Below are 15,919 nucleotides of genomic sequence, written 5' to 3' on the forward strand. Positions count from 1 at the left end.
TAGAACAGAAGCGTTTATTCTTCGTTTTAAAGTCAAGTTTTAAAAAGATTTAGAGAGATGGAAAAGAAACAGTTTTTTATAGGAATTATCTTTGCCTCCATATTGAGCGCGTTAATTTCAGTTGGAGGGTATATTTATTTTAATCCTACCCAATCAGCAACAGACAATCAAAGTTTTGAAGAAATTCAATCCAACAACACACGGTTTTCAAGTTTCTTAGATGAAACAGAATATAATGTGCCTGAAGGAATTAATTTCATTCATGCAGCAGAGCAAGTCACTAAAGGGGTAGTACATATTAAGGCAGAAGTAGAAAGAGATATGCCGAAAGGAAGATCACCTTTTGAAGAATTATTTCGCGATTACTATGGAGATAGAAACCCACAGCCAAGAAAAGGACAATCCTCTGGCTCTGGTGTTATTGTTTCTCCAGATGGCTATATTGTTACCAACAACCATGTGGTTGAAAACGCTTCAAACTTAGAAGTAGTTTTACATGACAATAGAAGTTACAATGCAAAAGTAATTGGAACCGACCCAAATACAGACATAGCGTTATTAAAGATTGAGGAACAGGATTTAAATTTTGTGGAGTTCGGAAATTCCGATAATGCTAAAATTGGAGAATGGGTATTAGCGGTTGGTAATCCATTTAATTTAACCTCTACTGTAACGGCAGGAATCGTTAGCGCAAAAGCACGGAACATTAACATACTCAATAGACAAAACAGATATGGAATTGAGTCTTTTATTCAAACCGATGCTGCAGTAAATCCTGGAAATAGTGGTGGTGCATTAGTAAACTTATCAGGTAAATTAATAGGGGTAAATACGGCAATAGCAACTCCTACAGGAAGTTATGCTGGATATTCATTTGCAGTTCCATCCATTTTAGTTAAAAAAGTGGTTAATGACTTGAAAGAATATGGTGTAGTACAAAGGGCTGTTCTGGGAGTTAGCATAGTTGACTTAAATGACCCAAGATTGGGCGAAACGGACTTCCCTACAACTTCTGGAGTTTATGTTGATGGAACAACACCTGGAAGTGCAGCAGAGGAAGCAGGAATGAAAGGTGAAGACATTATAACTAAAATTAATGATAAGGATATTTCAAATGTAGCAGAATTGCAAGAGCAAATTGCAAGGTTCAGTCCAGGAGAAGAAGTGAAAGTAACATACTTAAGAGATGGAAAGGAGAGAATTGCTTCTGTAGAATTGAAAAGCTTGATGAATACAACTGAAGTAGTAGAAGCTAGTACTGCAAGGGTATTAGGTGGTGCAACTTTTGAAGATGTTAGTCAAGAAGAATTGGAAAGCCTTGGTATTAATGGAGGCTCAAAGGTAATTGAGATTGAAGCTGGCAAATGGAAAGAAATTGGAATTCAAGAAGGCTTCATTATTACCGCTGTTGATAAAGGAGCGATTAAAGATACCGAGCATTTAATAACAACACTGAGAGGAAAACAAGGAGGTGTTTTAATTGAAGGTGTATATCCGGATGGAACAAAAGCATACTATGGAATGGGAATACAATAACCCCCAACTTTAGTAAATAATTTTCAAAGGCACTCAAATACGAGTGCCTTTTTCTTTTGTTATCCTTTAAAAAAAGCCAATTTTGTGCCATTAAAAATTGGAGATGCCTGCTGAAATAATTGATTTTCAGTTGAAAACGTGCTTTAAACTATTTAAAGAGCCATTAACACTTATTTTTTATAATTATTGAATACTATGGATATTAAGAAAACTTACGGCTTAGCAGATGCCTTAAAAAAATTAGGAGTAAAAGACCATAACGGTGGTACTTCAACCGGAAGTAACTGGATGGAAGGAAGCGGAAAAATTAGTTCTGTTTCACCAGTGGATGGTAAAGAAATTGCTTCTGTAGGAATAACTACTGCGGAAGATTATGAAAAAACTATTCAAACTGCCGAAGAAGCTTTTAAAACATGGAGTAACATGCCTGCTCCTGCTAGAGGTGAAATTGTTCGTCAGTTTGGGAACAGATTAAGAGAATTAAAAGACCCATTAGGACGATTAGTTTCCTATGAAATGGGAAAATCTTTGCAAGAAGGATGGGGAGAAGTTCAGGAGATGATTGACATCTGTGATTTTGGTGTTGGCTTATCTCGTCAATTATATGGTTTAACCATCAAATCAGAACGTCCTGATCATTCAATGCAAGAGCAGTGGCATCCATTAGGGATTACCGCTATAATCTCTGCGTTTAATTTTCCAGTTGCCGTATGGAGTTGGAATACAGCTTTAGCTTGGGTTTGTGGAAACGTTACGGTTTGGAAACCATCTGAAAAAGCACCTTTAACTGGTATTGCTTGTCAGAATATCATTGCAGAAGTATTAAAGGAAAATGATATGCCTGAAGGTATTTCTTGTTTAGTAAATGGCGACTATAAAGTTGGAGAGATGATGACAAAAGATTCTCGCGTTCCATTAGTTTCTGCAACAGGTTCCATCAGAATGGGTAAAATCGTTGGGCAGGAAGTAGCTTCTCGTTTAGGTAAATCTATTTTAGAATTAGGTGGAAATAATGCCATGATCATTTCTAAAGAAGCAGATTTAAAAATGACCTTAATAGGGGCTGTTTTTGGAGCAGTAGGAACTGCCGGTCAGCGTTGTACTTCTACTAGAAGATTAATCATTCATGAAGATATTTATGATGAATTAATCGACAAAATGACAAATGCTTATAAACAATTGAGCATTGGCAATCCATTAGATGAGAAAAATCATGTGGGTCCAGTTATCGATAAGGATTCCGTTAACAACTATTTAAAAGCCATTGAAAAAGCAAAAGCTGAAGGTGGAAAAGTATTAGTTGAAGGAGGCGTTTTAGAAGGTGAAGGATATGAAAGTGGTTGCTACGTAAAACCAGCTATCATTGAAGCTGAAAATCATTTTGAAATAGTTCAAGAAGAAACATTTGCTCCTATTTTATATGTGATGAAGTATAGTGGAGATGTTGAAAATGCTATTGCATTACAAAATGGAGTAAAACAAGGCTTGTCTTCTGCAATTATGACGAATAATATGCAAGAGGCACACCGATACCTTTCATCAAAAGGTTCAGATTGTGGAATTGCCAATGTAAATATTGGAACTTCCGGTGCAGAAATTGGTGGAGCTTTCGGAGGCGAAAAAGAAACAGGTGGAGGCCGAGAATCTGGCTCAGATGCTTGGAAAGCCTATATGAGAAGACAAACTAACACCTTGAACTATGGAAATTCATTGCCACTTGCTCAAGGAATAAAATTTGATATTTAATTTTTTCGATGAAATGCACACGTTTATTCGTGTGCATTTTCTATATTGAATTGTTTTTAAAGAATATTGATTTTATTAACTTGTTCCAAAATTAAAAATTATTCAATATGAGTAAGTATCATTCTGTCATGTTAATCGATGATAATGAAATCGATAATTTGATTAACCAGAAAATGGTTGAAGCTGCAGGCTTGTCTAAATATATATACACACACACAGGTGCAAAAAGTGCCATAGAATTTTTAAAAAATATTGAGCAATTGGGAGATGATATTGTCTCCAGTGTTCTACCTGATATCATTTTCTTAGATATAGATATGCCATTAATGGATGGTTTTCAGTTTTTAGAGGAATTCAATAAATTGAAAGATAGCACTAGAGAAAAATGTAAAATTATAATGCTAACTTCTTCTATCAATCCACAAGACGTTAGCAAATCCAAAAAATATGATGCCGTTAAAAAATATCTGAATAAACCTTTGTCTCAGGAGAGCTTAACTGATTTATCTATTTAACTAAAAAAATTATCACAAAAAAAGCCATTTGAGTTTATCAAATGGCTTTTTTTATGGATTATCTAAAGTCTATATTAAAACTTTTCAATATCAGCAAAGAAGAAACTTCCTTCAATTTGCGCATTTTCATCAGAATCAGAACCGTGAACTGCATTTGCTTCTATAGAGGTAGCAAATATTTTCCTAATAGTGCCTTCTTCTGCATCTGCAGGATTAGTAGCGCCTATTAATTTTCTGAAATCTTCTACTGCATTGTCTTTTTCCAAGATCATAGCAACAATATTTCCTCCTGACATATAAGCAACTAAGTCTTTATAAAAAGGACGTTCTTTATGAACAGCATAAAACTGTCCGGCTCTTTCCTCGCTTAATTTGGTCATTTTCATAGATACAATTCGGAATCCACCTTCCTCAATCATTTTAGTAATTGCGCCTATGTTATTTTCGCCCACTGCATCGGGCTTAATCATCGTAAATGTTCTGTTTCCAGCCATTGTGTTAAATTTATTGATTTGAATATTTTATGATGCAAATTTAAAGGATTAATCTGATATGAAATATTATATTTCCTTAAACTCAAAATGAATTCATTTTTTTCACAATGACTCAGTCATTTAGCTGTTTGTTTTTCATGATTTTCTTGTCAACTTTGCAGATCAATTTAATCCCCTTAGGGTTAATCTGATTCATGCAGGATATATTAAAACTAAAAGAGGTATTAGAAACACCTCGAAATATTGTAATTACAACCCATCAAAAACCAGATGCAGATGCATTGGGAAGTAGTTTAGGGATTTATAATTACCTAATAAAGACTGGGCATAAAGCTACAGTGATTACGCCTACTGATTACCCGAATTTTTTAAATTGGATGAAAGGTAATGAGAATGTAATCGTCTACAATGAAAATGGCAACGAGGAAAAATCAAAAAAACTTGTGGCAGAGGCGGATCTTATTTTCTGCTTAGATTTTTCTAACCTAAAAAGAATCAATGAATTAGGAGAGGCAGTTGCAGCATCCAAGGCCAATAAAGTTTTAATTGATCACCATCGTGACCCTGATGATTTTGCTGAATACGTCTATCATGATGTAGATTCTGCCTCTACAGCTCAATTGATTTTTAAATTGATTAAGCTTTTTGGAGATAAAGAACAGGTAGATAACGATACGGCAGATTGTTTATATGCTGGAATCATGACAGATACTGGTTCTTTTAAACATCCAAATACCACACAGGAAGTCCATGAAATTGTAGCGGAACTAATCAGCTTAGGAGCAAATAATTCAGAAGTTTCACGATTAATATACGATACTAACTCCCTAGATCGTTTGAAATTCTTAGGCTTTGCTTTGAGTGAAAGACTCCAGGTTTTTGAAAAAGAACATGCAGCTTATTTCGCAATTTCAATGGAGGATTTGAAAAAATTTAATTCCAAAAATGGAGATACTGAAGGTTTGGTGAATTATGCCTTATCCATTGATGGAATTACAATGGCAGCTCTTTTTACGGAAACAGAAGATGGAACAAAGTTATCTTTAAGATCTATTGGTGATTTTGAAGTGAATGCGCTAGCAGGAGAATATTTTAAAGGTGGCGGACATAAAAATGCTGCCGGTGGAAAAGTTGAAAAGAGCTTAGAAGAAACTGTCAATTTATTTGAAAAAATCATTAAAGAATACGCAAAACAATTACAGAACAGAGAAAAAATAGAAGTTTATGAACAATTATAAGAAGTTATCATTCGTATTATTCTTATCGCTTACTTTAGTTTGGGCATGTAATAATGAGAAAAAATTAGAAACACCAGAAGGCGTTGAATATGTCTTGATTGACTCTAATGATGGTGAAAGTTTAGAAGAAGGAGATTATGCAATTTTTTCATTGCGTTTAGAAGACAGCAAGGACTCTGTTTTGCTTAATAGCGAAGAAGTGGGAGAATTACCTATTCTAGTTGAAGATTCAGTATTATCAACAAGAGGTCCTTTGTTCTCAATTTTAAAAGGATTAAAAATTGGAGATAGTATCAAAACTAAATTAACTGCTAGCGAGGTGTTTACTCAAGGCTTCAGGCAACCAGTTTCACCAGATATGGAAAAGACTGAGAGACTAACTATATATGCAAAAGCTATTCAAAAATTTGATACAGCTGGATTTATGGAATGGCAACAGCAAAAGAAAAGCGAAGCTATGCAAAGAATGCAGAAAGAAGCTGAAGAACAGAAAGGGATTGATGATGAGTTAATTAAGGATTTCTTGTCAGAAAATAATATTGAAGCAGAGAAAACGGAGTCTGGTTTATATTACATGATCACTAAAGGAACCTCTGGCGAGAAGCCAGAAGCGGGAGATACTGTGAAAGTAAATTATGTAGGTAAATTAATGGATGGAACTGTTTTTGACACTTCTTATGAAGATGTAGCAAAAGAAGCAGGTGTATATAATGAGCAAAGAGAATATGCTCCAATTGAAATTCCGATTGGAAAAGGAAGAGTTATTAGAGGATGGGATGAAGGTATCATGTTATTGAATGAAGGTAGTGAAGCTACATTGTATATTCCATCAGGCTTAGCTTATGGACCGAGAGCAGCAGGTGCTGCTATTCCAGCAAACTCTACATTGATTTTTGATGTTGAGCTAGTGGAGGTAAAATAATATGAAAAAAATATTTTTTTTAATGGTAATTGGGGTGGTTTCCACCTTGATTACTTCCTGCGATGATGATTGTGAAAATCAAAGAGGTGAATGTCCAGATGAACAATTGGCAGAAGATGTTGCGAAAATAGAAAATTATTTAGAAGAGAATAATTTAACAGCGCAACGAAATAACGCTTACGATTTATTCTATATTATTGAAGAAGAAGGAAATGGAATCAATCCAGAAAATGGCCAATTAGTTCAAGTGAATTATGTTGGCAGATTTCTGGATGGTGAAGTATTTGATACTTCCATTGAATCTGTGGCTAAGGAAGCTGGGCTTTATAGTGAGACAAGAGAATATAAGCCTTTCGAATTTACGCTTGGTGATCGCCAAGTAATTTTGGGTTGGGATATTGGTATAAAATTATTAGAAGAGGGCTCTAAGGCTACATTGATTTTACCTTCTTATTTAGGATATGGTTATAGAGGAAATCCTTCAATACCACCCAATACTGTATTGCTATTTGAAGTGGAATTAGTCAATATCGTTGATTAAATGAAAAACTCAGAAATGTTAAGAAATATATACCAATTTGCTTTGTGTCTGGTGGTCATAATGATTACTTCATGCGATGGAGGTCAAGTAGACTGTGGTAGTAGACCGGAATTAAATGTGGATCAAGGTCAATTGGACAGCGAGATCGCTGAAATTGAAGCTTATCTTGAAGGTCAAAGTATAGAATATGAAACTGATCCTTCAGGAATTAGATATACTGTGATTGAGGCTGGTACTGGTGAAGGGCCAAATTATTGTGCAACAGTTTCTATTGATTATACAGGTAGAGAACTGGGCAGTACAGAAAATTTTATATCAGGAATTGATGCTCAAATTCCACTTAGAAACAATAGTGTTGTACCTGGTTTTAAAATAGCTATTGCAAATATGAATAGAAATGCAGAGTATAAAGTGTATGTACCTGCTTCTTTATTAACAGTAAAAGGAATTAGCCAACCTCAGCCAGCAAATTTACCGTTAGGAGAAAATGTAGAATTCAGAATAAGGTTGACTAGTTATTAATTTTATGAAAATCTGTTTTGCGACAAACAATCCAAACAAAATTAAAGAAGTAGCTCAGCTTTTAGGGGAGGATTTCCAATTGGTTGGCCTTAAAGAGATAGGTTGCAATGAAGAGTTGAGAGAAGACCAAAGCACTCTTGAAGGTAACGCACAGCAAAAGGCTGAGTATGTGTTCGATCACTACAACATTAATTGTTTTGCTGATGATACTGGATTGGAGATAGAAGCTTTAAATAGTGAGCCTGGCGTTTTTTCAGCTCGCTATGCAGGTCCTCAGCGTTCAGATAAAGATAACATGGCGCTAGTTTTGGAAAGATTAAGTGCTTCAACTAATAGAAAAGCTAGATTTAGAACGGTAATTAGTGCTTTCATTGATGATCAAAAGCATTTCTTTGAGGGAATTGTGGAAGGAGAAATAGCAAATGAATACAATGGAGACAAAGGCTTTGGCTACGATCCCATTTTTATTCCAAAAGGATATTCACAAACTTTTGCTCAAATGAGCCTTGAAGAAAAAAACAAAATTTCCCATAGGGCAATTGCAGTGAGAAAGTTGGTCGATTTTTTACAAACAAATTCTTAAAAACAGTTTAAAACAGTAGTTTTGCACTCATGAACAATCCATTCATTGTAGGTATCACAGGAGGAAGTGCATCAGGAAAAACTATGTTTCTGAAAAGTTTACTCGATCATTTCTCTAAAGATGAAATCTGTCTGGTTTCCCAAGACAATTATTACAAAGATCGACATTTACAGCCAAAGGACGACAACGGAGTAGAAAACTTTGATACTCCTCAGTCTATTGAGTTTGATGATTACGCCCGTGATATCAAAATGCTCAAAGAAGGAAAACCTGTAAGCCGAAAAGAATACACTTTCAATAATCCTGATATTGTTCCCAAGATGTTAGAATTTAAACCTTCCAAAATTATAGTAGTGGAAGGTTTATTTGTTTTCTACTTTCCCGAACTAATTAAATTATTGGATTTGAAAGTATTTATTGATGCTAAAGACTATGTAAAGCTCAAAAGGCGTATTATGCGTGATAATACAGAACGTGGTTATGATTTGGACGATGTTCTATATCGATATGAAAAACATGTGGCGCCTACTTATGAGAAATATATCGATCCTTTTAAATATGATGCAGATGTTATTATCCCAAATAATAATAAATTTGATAAAGGCTTAGAAGTTTTAGTATCTTACCTAAAAAATATGAGTTCATGACCAATCGCTTTGCAGTAATCGGATTAGGACAGTTTGGAGAATCTATCGCCCGAACGTTGAGCGACAGTGGCGCAGAAGTTTTAGCCATTGATATTGACCTTGATAAGGTAGAGTCCATAAAGGATGATGTGGCCTATGCTGTAGCTTTAGATTCCACTGATGTTAAAGCCTTAAAGGCGCAAAACATCCAGGATATGGATGCGGTAGTAGTGGCAATTGGTGAAAATTTCGAAGGGCTTTTATTGACCACTGTTTTATTGTTGGAATTAGAGGTTGAGCGAATTATTGCGAGAGCAGCCAATGCTCAACAGCGCATGATTTTGGAGAAAATGGGGGTAGAAGAAATCCTTTCACCTGAAGAAACAGTAGGTAAAACTGTGGCGGAAATGTTGCTACACCCAAATATGAAATCCTTCCTTCCTTTGCCTGATGATTACGAAATAGTAGAGATTAATACACCAAGCAGAGTAGTAGACCAAACCATCAGCGAAATAGGATTAAGGGAAAAATACAACCTTAACTTGATTACAGTAAAAAGACTGTATGATGAAAAAGTAGAGGGTCAACTCCAGCAAGTAGAGCATATCATAGGTGTTCCTCGTGCTGATACATTCCTTAAAGAAACCGACATCATGATTCTTTTGGGCAAATCTAAGGATGTGAATAAGTTTATTGAGGTGAATAAGTAAGACTTTTTGGGTTACATTAATTGAGATTTATTGTGCATAAAGGTTTTTGTGGACAGATTTCAATCCATATCTCTTAATTTTTAAGTTGATTTTTATACTTTTATTGTACAGATATATAATTAACCTCCTTTAACTGTCTACCTGACCTTTGATTTATGAAAACATTTGTAATATTATTTTTCAGCTTTATAACTTTCCAACAATCTACTTCAACTATTGAAGGAAGATGGAAATTGGTTTCTTATGATGTAATAGAGATGATTCGACTTTCTCCTGGCTATGTTAATGGAGATGATTACACGAGAAGTCAAATTGAAAAGCAGTTTGATCTTATTTTATCAAAAGGTGAATACAATTTTGAAAAGGAGCAATTAGTTTACACTGATCTTGAAGGAGACAATATTAAGTATAGAAATGCAGAATATTCGATTAATGCTGACACACTATTTATAAATGAAATTGACAGAGATTACAAAAGGAAAGCCTTTATTCGTTTTATAAATACTGACTCTTTGGTTCTAGCACCAATTATTGAAGGAAAAGTTGGGAATTCTAATCTTATATTTAATAGAGAGCAGTAATTATTTAATTGTATTATCAGTTATTTTTTGGCAGATATAATCAAACCTCTATTTTTTTACTTTCTCACCTCTATTTTCCTTAAATTGCTCTTACCCAAATAATTTTTGAAGTATGAAACAAAAAGTAGCCTTAGTCTTAGGGAGTGGTGGCGCTAGAGGAGTTGCACATATTGGCGTAATTGAAGCTTTGGAAGATAATGGATTTGAAATTTCTTCCATTTCGGGTTCCAGTATGGGGGCTGTAATTGGCGGATTATATGCCGCTGGGAAAATGCAGGAATACAAAGAATGGGTCACTCATTTTGATAAAATCGATGTTTTTAAACTCTTGGATTTCACTCTTAGTCTACAAGGTGTGGTTAGGGGTGAAAAAGTGTTCAAAGAAATGCGAAAACTTTTGGGAGAATTTAATATTGAAGATTTTTCTATTCCATTTACAGCGGTAGCTTCCAACATAAGAACACAAAGAGAAGTACTTTTTTCTGAAGGAAATTTGATGGATGCTTTGCGTGCTTCCTGTGCGATTCCAACAGTAATGACTCCTGTATATCATGAAAATGAAGAAATTGTGGATGGTGGTGTACTAAATCCTATTCCGTTAAACAGAGTTAAAAGAAAAGAAGGTGATATATTAATTGCTGTAGATGTCAATGCTGCTATTCCATTTGAGAAAAGGGTGGCGGTAACAGCCGAAGAAGTACAGCAGGACGAAAAGAACAAACAGTTTTTGGATGATTTTACTAATAGAATTAAGAAGTTTTTCCCTTCCAACAGTCCAAAAGAAACCAACGCTATTCCTAAAAAGCTAGGTTATTTTGATCTTATGAATCGTTCTATTGATTTGATGCAAGAGAAAATGACCAATTTGCAGATGGAACTCATTAAGCCTGATATGTTGGTTCAGATTTCCCGAAATTCATGTGGCACATTTGAATTTTATAAAAGCAATGAGCTAGTAGAATTAGGAAAGGAAGCATTTGAGAAATCTTACAACCAATATAAAAATGGATTGGAAACAACTGAATAGTGAGCTGGGTAATATTGATCTTTATTGGTTAGATTTCATTCTAAAAGGATATTTGCCTGATGATGCTAAGGTTTTGGATGCCGGATGTGGTGAAGGAAGAAACCTGACATATTGCCTGAAAAATAACCTGGATATTTTCGGGATTGATCAAAATCCAGAAGCCATCAACTTTCTAAAGCTGATAGCCAAAAAATATAAACTGGGGGATTTAGATGCCCGATTCCAAGTCATGAAATTGGATAAAATTCTTTTTCCAGATTCTACTTTTGATATCATTATTGGCAGCGCTGTATTACATTTTGCTAAAAATGTAGCTCATTTTAATATGATGATTAACGAGCTTATTCGTCTTTTAAAACCAAATGGTAAAATCTTTATTCGTACAATGACCGACCGTTATTTCCCTGAAAACATTGTGGAGTTAGAAGAAGGTGTTTTCCAATTCCAAAATAAACAAATCCGATTTGTGATAAACGCAGATGTTTTTGTAGAAAATCTGAGAGATCGACAGCTAGAATTAATTGAGCCTTACAAAGAAGTTTTGGTTGAAAATAGGCATACTATGGGGACTTTTATGTTTCAAAAACAAATATAAAATACATCTTGTTTTATTACATCCATTAAAACAATCAATTAAGCTCCTTTGTTATTTAATTGTATTTAGATATAGCTAATCAGACAATTTTGGTTTAAACAATACATCCACAAAAATTAGTTACGTCTTGCATAATTAAAGAAATTTCGAAAAATAAGTATATTTACTGTTTATCAGTATGAAAAAATATTCATTTCGAAATATTATATTGGGTCAAGGGACTCGCATAAAATCTGAAGGAGATTATCGTAAGGCATTACTCGTTGGAGTATGCTGCTTAATTCTAACATTTATAAGTACTGTAAATGGCCTACTAAATGTTTTTTTGTGGGATATTTCTTTAACCCCATCCTTTATGGTGGGAATATTCGGTGGCGTTTTCGGATTTTTGCTAAATCGTTTTGGTAAATATGAATTAGCCAAACACAGCTTATTACTTATCGCTATATTTTTTGTTTTTATTTTCATGTCAAATGAAGGGAAATATTATGGCTCCCAACTATATCTTTTCCCAATCTTAGTAGCTTCTATTACCTTGTTTGGTTATAAAAATGTAAAAGTTTGGCTCTTTTATGGGGTAATTGCATTCGCTTGTTTTGTTATAAGTGAAATGACAACCTATAAAATTGTTTCAGTTGATACGATTAATGAAGCCAAAGAGGATAAAATTTATTTTCTCAACTATTTTTTCACTTTTGTTGGGCTTATAATAGTGATTTACTTCCAAGTTAAATTGCAATACAAGTCCGAACAGAAAATCTTGGAGCAAGACCGAAAATTAAAGGAAAGTGAAGAAAGATTTCGCTTAGCTGTAGAAGGCACTAATGCAGGAATTTGGGATTGGGAGAACATCAATAAAGATCAACAATGGTGGTCTCCAAAGTTGTACGAGTTATTAGGTTATAACCCAACTGAGTTTTCGCCAGATCAAAATAGCTTCAAAAATTTGTTAGCTGAAAAATCTGACTATCCCCGATTGGTAAGTGATTTTAAACGGCATCTTGAAAATAAAGAACCGTTCTCTGTTGAATATAAATTGAAATGCAAAGACGGAAGCTATCGTTGGTTTCAAGGATCGGGTCAAGCCAAGTGGTCTCATGATCAAAAGCCAGTTAGGATGGTGGGCTCTTTAGTAGATATCACGGATAAGAAAATAAAAGAAGAGGAAATTAAGGAGAAAAATCAACTTTTAGAGCAAACCAATGCTGAGTTAGATAGATTTGTATACAGCGTTTCACATGATTTACGCGCACCTTTAAATTCAATACAAGGATTAATTAATATTGGTGATACCACGGAAGACAGCCAAGAATTAAAGCAATTACTTGGAATGATGAAAAATAGAGTGAAAAAGCTTTATACATTCATTGATGAGATTATCAGTTTTGCTCGAAATACTCGTACGGAAATTATCAAACAACCTGTTAATTTTCATGACTTATTGAAGGAAACCTTTGAAAACACTCAGTATCGAGAACTTTCTGCGGATATTGATTTTAGAATGAGAGTTGATCAAGATTTAGTTTTAGAAACTGATCAAGGTAGGTTGGGTGTTATACTAAATAATTTAGTCGACAACGCTATTAAATACCATCGACACGCTCTTCCTGGAAAATATGTTGCAGTCCAAACTGAAGATTTGGGTAGAGAGGTATTGATTAAAATCATTGACAATGGCCAGGGGATTCCATTTGAAGCTCAAGCCAAAATTTTCGATATGTTTTTCAGAGCTTCTGAAAATTCCAAAGGCTCTGGTCTAGGGTTATATATCGTAAAAGATATGGTAGAAAGACTGGGAGGAAGCATAAATCTCGAATCTGAAAAAGGTGAGGGGACTACTTTTACGATAAAATTACCTAAATCTTAAATTTTTCTCATGTAATTGCCTAATAGGCTCTATTTAATTTATCTTTGCGGCATGGCAAAGAAAGAACAAACTCCCGAAAACACACTATTTAGAGATATAATTGCTCATGCGAAAGAATATGGTTTTGTATATCCTTCAAGCGAAATTTATGAAGGTTTACAGGCTGTATATGACTACGGTCCCTATGGAGCTGAATTAAAGAAAAATATTAAAGAGCTTTGGTGGAATACCATGACTCGTTTCAATGATGATATAGTCGGATTAGATTCAGCAATTTTCATGCACTCTGACACTTGGAAAGCATCTGGTCACATCGAAAGTTTCAATGACCCGATGATTGACAATAAAGATTCCAAGAAAAGATACAGAGCGGATGTTTTATTGGAAGAAAAAGCTGCAGAGTACGAAAATGCAGGTGATCAGGAAAAAGCAGATGCATTATTGAAAAAAACAGGTCAGTTATTGGAAGCGGAAGATTTGGAAGCTGTTCGTGAATTGATTATTGCTGAGGGAATAAAATGTCCGATTTCAGGAACAGATAACTGGACGGAAGTTCGTCAATTTAATTTGATGTTCTCTACTCAAATTGGTAGTGTTTCTGATGGTTCAGGCAAAATTTATCTTAGACCAGAAACAGCACAAGGTATTTTTGTCAATTTCTTAAATGTTCAAAAAACTGCAAGAATGAAAGTGCCATTTGGGATTGCCCAAATTGGTAAAGCTTTCAGAAATGAAATTGTTGCGCGTCAGTTTATTTTCAGAATGCGTGAATTTGAGCAAATGGAGATGCAATTCTTTGTTCGTCCAGGGGAAGAAATGGGCTGGTATGAAAAGTGGAGAGATATGAGATTAAAGTGGCATAAAGCTATAGGCATAGCAGATGAAGATTTGCGTTTACATGAACACGAAAAACTTGCCCATTACGCAAATGCAGCCGTTGATGTTGAATATAAATTTCCTTTCGGTTTTAAAGAAGTGGAAGGAATTCACAGTCGTACTGATTTTGATTTGAAAAGCCATCAAGAAGTTTCCAAAAAGAAATTGCAATATTTCGATCCTGAGGTAGGTAAAAACTATATTCCTTATGTCGTAGAAACTTCAGTCGGTTGCGATAGGTTGTTTTTAATGCTTTTCTGCAGTGCATTTAAAAATGAAGAAGTAGGTGAGGGAGATAATATTAAAACAAGAACCTATTTGAAATTGCATCCTGCATTGGCTCCAGTTAAAGCAGCGATCTTACCTTTAACTAAAAAAGATGGCTTACCAGAAAAAGGGCATGAAATATATAAATCTTTAAAAGGAGCTTTCAATGTGGTTTATGAAGAAGCGGCTTCTATTGGTAAGCGTTATACTCGACAGGATTTAATTGGAACGCCATTCTGTATTGCAGTGGATCATCAGACATTAGAGGATGATACTGTAACTATCAGACATAGAGACAGTACTGAGCAAGAGAGAATGCCAATCAGTGAATTGGAATCTTTTATTGCAAAAGCGACCTCTTTTAATCGAATTTATGAACAGTTATAATCAATTTCTATAAAGATAGATTTTGTCTATAATCATATGTAAACAATCAATTTAATTAATCGTAACCTATTCGTAATTTTGCGGTTCATTTAAGTATAAGAAATTTAAAGAATTGGATAATGATAGAATTAGCAGAAGATAATTTACAAGAAATAGTGGATGGTAATGAGTTGGTAATGGTGCAATATGGTGCTACATGGTGCGGCAATTGCAAAATCACTAAGCCTAAGTTTAAAAGACTCGCAGGTGAAAATGAAAACATAAAATTTGTTTATGTTGACGCTGAAAAATTGCCAAACTCAAGATCACTAGCAGAGGTTAAAAACTTACCTACTTTTGCCGGATTTAAAAATGGTAAATTAGTGAATTCAATTTCAGGAAATAAACCAAGTATCATAACAGATTTATTAGATGAGGTTACCAATAATTAAGCACGTAGTAGAGTTTATTGAGAAAAATGATGAAGATTATGTGGTAGAAAGCATGGATCTTCTAGAAGATTTGATTGAGGCTAAAGGAATAAAGGATGAAGAACTGGAAGTAATTGGTGAATTGCTTTCTAATTTGTCTGGAGCCTTAGAGGTGCATAAAGATGTTAGATCAGGTACTCCAAAAAAGGAAGCTTTGAATGGCTTCATGAAGAGAGTAATGGGATCAATAGATAGTTAAATATAAACACAATTTAAATATGAAAAGCACAGTTTCTTATGAAGCTGTGCTTTTTTTGTAATTTACTAAAATGTAGTAAATAATATACGAATAATTATATATTATAGCTTTTTAAGTTAATATTATAATATTCATTCCTTTATAAATTTTATTTTGTCGATAAAAGTATTTGATTTACAGAAAAGTACTTCCTATTTCAAATGGGTTTAAGTATTTT

18 protein-coding genes are annotated in these 15,919 nt (G+C 34.3%); 17 read left to right on the plus strand and 1 reads right to left on the minus strand.

Annotated elements, in window-relative coordinates; genetic code table 11:
* Positions 1 to 57: 57 nt before the first annotated feature.
* From QYS49_RS04275 to QYS49_RS04285, 3 genes are all read left to right on the plus strand, one after another.
* Positions 58 to 1,536 carry a trypsin-like peptidase domain-containing protein gene (locus QYS49_RS04275; RefSeq protein WP_308350435.1) on the plus strand — a complete coding sequence of 493 codons (1,479 nt, stop codon included), beginning with the start codon at positions 58 to 60 and terminating at the stop codon, positions 1,534 to 1,536.
* Between the two features lie 195 nt (positions 1,537 to 1,731).
* Entirely contained in the window at positions 1,732 to 3,282 is a 1,551-nt protein-coding gene (gene amaB / locus QYS49_RS04280) for an L-piperidine-6-carboxylate dehydrogenase (RefSeq protein ID WP_308350437.1), read from the plus strand.
* A 107-nt stretch (positions 3,283 to 3,389) separates the two neighbouring features.
* Positions 3,390 to 3,797, plus strand: coding sequence for a response regulator (locus QYS49_RS04285; RefSeq protein ID WP_308350438.1), 408 nt, complete (start codon positions 3,390 to 3,392; stop codon positions 3,795 to 3,797).
* 74 nt (positions 3,798 to 3,871) lie between these two features.
* Here QYS49_RS04285 and QYS49_RS04290 read toward each other — a convergent pair whose 3' ends face one another.
* Positions 3,872 to 4,291, minus strand: coding sequence for a nucleoside-diphosphate kinase (locus tag QYS49_RS04290; RefSeq protein ID WP_308350440.1), 420 nt, complete (start codon positions 4,289 to 4,291; stop codon positions 3,872 to 3,874).
* 194 nt (positions 4,292 to 4,485) lie between these two features.
* On the opposite strand from QYS49_RS04290, the gene QYS49_RS04295 reads away from it, so the two are divergent.
* The 14 genes from QYS49_RS04295 (at position 4,486) to QYS49_RS04360 (ending at position 15,702) form a co-directional block, all read left to right on the plus strand.
* A complete protein-coding gene (locus QYS49_RS04295; protein WP_308350441.1) occupies positions 4,486 to 5,529 on the plus strand; it encodes a DHH family phosphoesterase in 1,044 nt (347 codons plus the stop codon).
* Positions 5,516 to 6,451, plus strand: coding sequence for an FKBP-type peptidyl-prolyl cis-trans isomerase (locus QYS49_RS04300; protein ID WP_308350442.1), 936 nt, complete (start codon positions 5,516 to 5,518; stop codon positions 6,449 to 6,451). The genes QYS49_RS04295 and QYS49_RS04300 overlap by 14 nt, the downstream gene beginning before the upstream one ends.
* Position 6,452: 1 nt before the next feature.
* Positions 6,453 to 6,992 (plus strand): FKBP-type peptidyl-prolyl cis-trans isomerase, encoded by a 540-nt coding sequence (locus QYS49_RS04305; protein WP_308350443.1) that lies wholly within the window; start codon positions 6,453 to 6,455, stop codon positions 6,990 to 6,992.
* Positions 6,993 to 7,007: 15 nt separating this feature from the next.
* The gene (locus QYS49_RS04310; protein WP_308350444.1) at positions 7,008 to 7,514 is read left to right on the plus strand and encodes an FKBP-type peptidyl-prolyl cis-trans isomerase; all 507 of its coding nucleotides are present in this window, start codon (positions 7,008 to 7,010) and stop codon (positions 7,512 to 7,514) included.
* Between the two features lie 4 nt (positions 7,515 to 7,518).
* Positions 7,519 to 8,097: a non-canonical purine NTP diphosphatase gene (locus QYS49_RS04315; protein ID WP_308350445.1), complete on the plus strand. Its 579-nt coding sequence runs from the start codon at positions 7,519 to 7,521 to the stop codon at positions 8,095 to 8,097.
* Between the two features lie 29 nt (positions 8,098 to 8,126).
* A complete protein-coding gene (locus QYS49_RS04320; RefSeq protein WP_308350446.1) occupies positions 8,127 to 8,744 on the plus strand; it encodes a uridine kinase family protein in 618 nt (205 codons plus the stop codon).
* Entirely contained in the window at positions 8,741 to 9,433 is a 693-nt protein-coding gene (locus QYS49_RS04325) for a potassium channel family protein (RefSeq protein WP_308350448.1), read from the plus strand. The genes QYS49_RS04320 and QYS49_RS04325 overlap by 4 nt, the downstream gene beginning before the upstream one ends.
* A gap of 155 nt (positions 9,434 to 9,588) precedes the next feature.
* A complete protein-coding gene (locus QYS49_RS04330; RefSeq protein ID WP_308350450.1) occupies positions 9,589 to 10,014 on the plus strand; it encodes a hypothetical protein in 426 nt (141 codons plus the stop codon).
* 112 nt (positions 10,015 to 10,126) lie between these two features.
* The gene (locus QYS49_RS04335) at positions 10,127 to 11,041 is read left to right on the plus strand and encodes a patatin-like phospholipase family protein (protein WP_308350451.1); all 915 of its coding nucleotides are present in this window, start codon (positions 10,127 to 10,129) and stop codon (positions 11,039 to 11,041) included.
* The gene (locus QYS49_RS04340) at positions 11,019 to 11,636 is read left to right on the plus strand and encodes a class I SAM-dependent methyltransferase (protein ID WP_308350452.1); all 618 of its coding nucleotides are present in this window, start codon (positions 11,019 to 11,021) and stop codon (positions 11,634 to 11,636) included. The genes QYS49_RS04335 and QYS49_RS04340 overlap by 23 nt, the downstream gene beginning before the upstream one ends.
* A 178-nt stretch (positions 11,637 to 11,814) precedes the next feature.
* The gene (locus tag QYS49_RS04345) at positions 11,815 to 13,503 is read left to right on the plus strand and encodes a sensor histidine kinase (RefSeq protein ID WP_308350453.1); all 1,689 of its coding nucleotides are present in this window, start codon (positions 11,815 to 11,817) and stop codon (positions 13,501 to 13,503) included.
* Positions 13,504 to 13,554: 51 nt separating this feature from the next.
* Positions 13,555 to 15,033 (plus strand): glycine--tRNA ligase, encoded by a 1,479-nt coding sequence (locus QYS49_RS04350; RefSeq protein ID WP_308350455.1) that lies wholly within the window; start codon positions 13,555 to 13,557, stop codon positions 15,031 to 15,033.
* A gap of 119 nt (positions 15,034 to 15,152) precedes the next feature.
* Positions 15,153 to 15,464: a thioredoxin family protein gene (locus QYS49_RS04355; protein WP_308350457.1), complete on the plus strand. Its 312-nt coding sequence runs from the start codon at positions 15,153 to 15,155 to the stop codon at positions 15,462 to 15,464.
* Positions 15,445 to 15,702: a DUF6952 family protein gene (locus tag QYS49_RS04360; protein WP_308350459.1), complete on the plus strand. Its 258-nt coding sequence runs from the start codon at positions 15,445 to 15,447 to the stop codon at positions 15,700 to 15,702. Before QYS49_RS04355 ends, QYS49_RS04360 begins: the two co-directional genes overlap by 20 nt.
* Positions 15,703 to 15,919: the final 217 nt, after the last annotated feature.

This window comes from Marivirga salinae, from assembly GCF_030503855.1.
Lineage (GTDB): Bacteria > Bacteroidota > Bacteroidia > Cytophagales > Cyclobacteriaceae > Marivirga > Marivirga salinarum.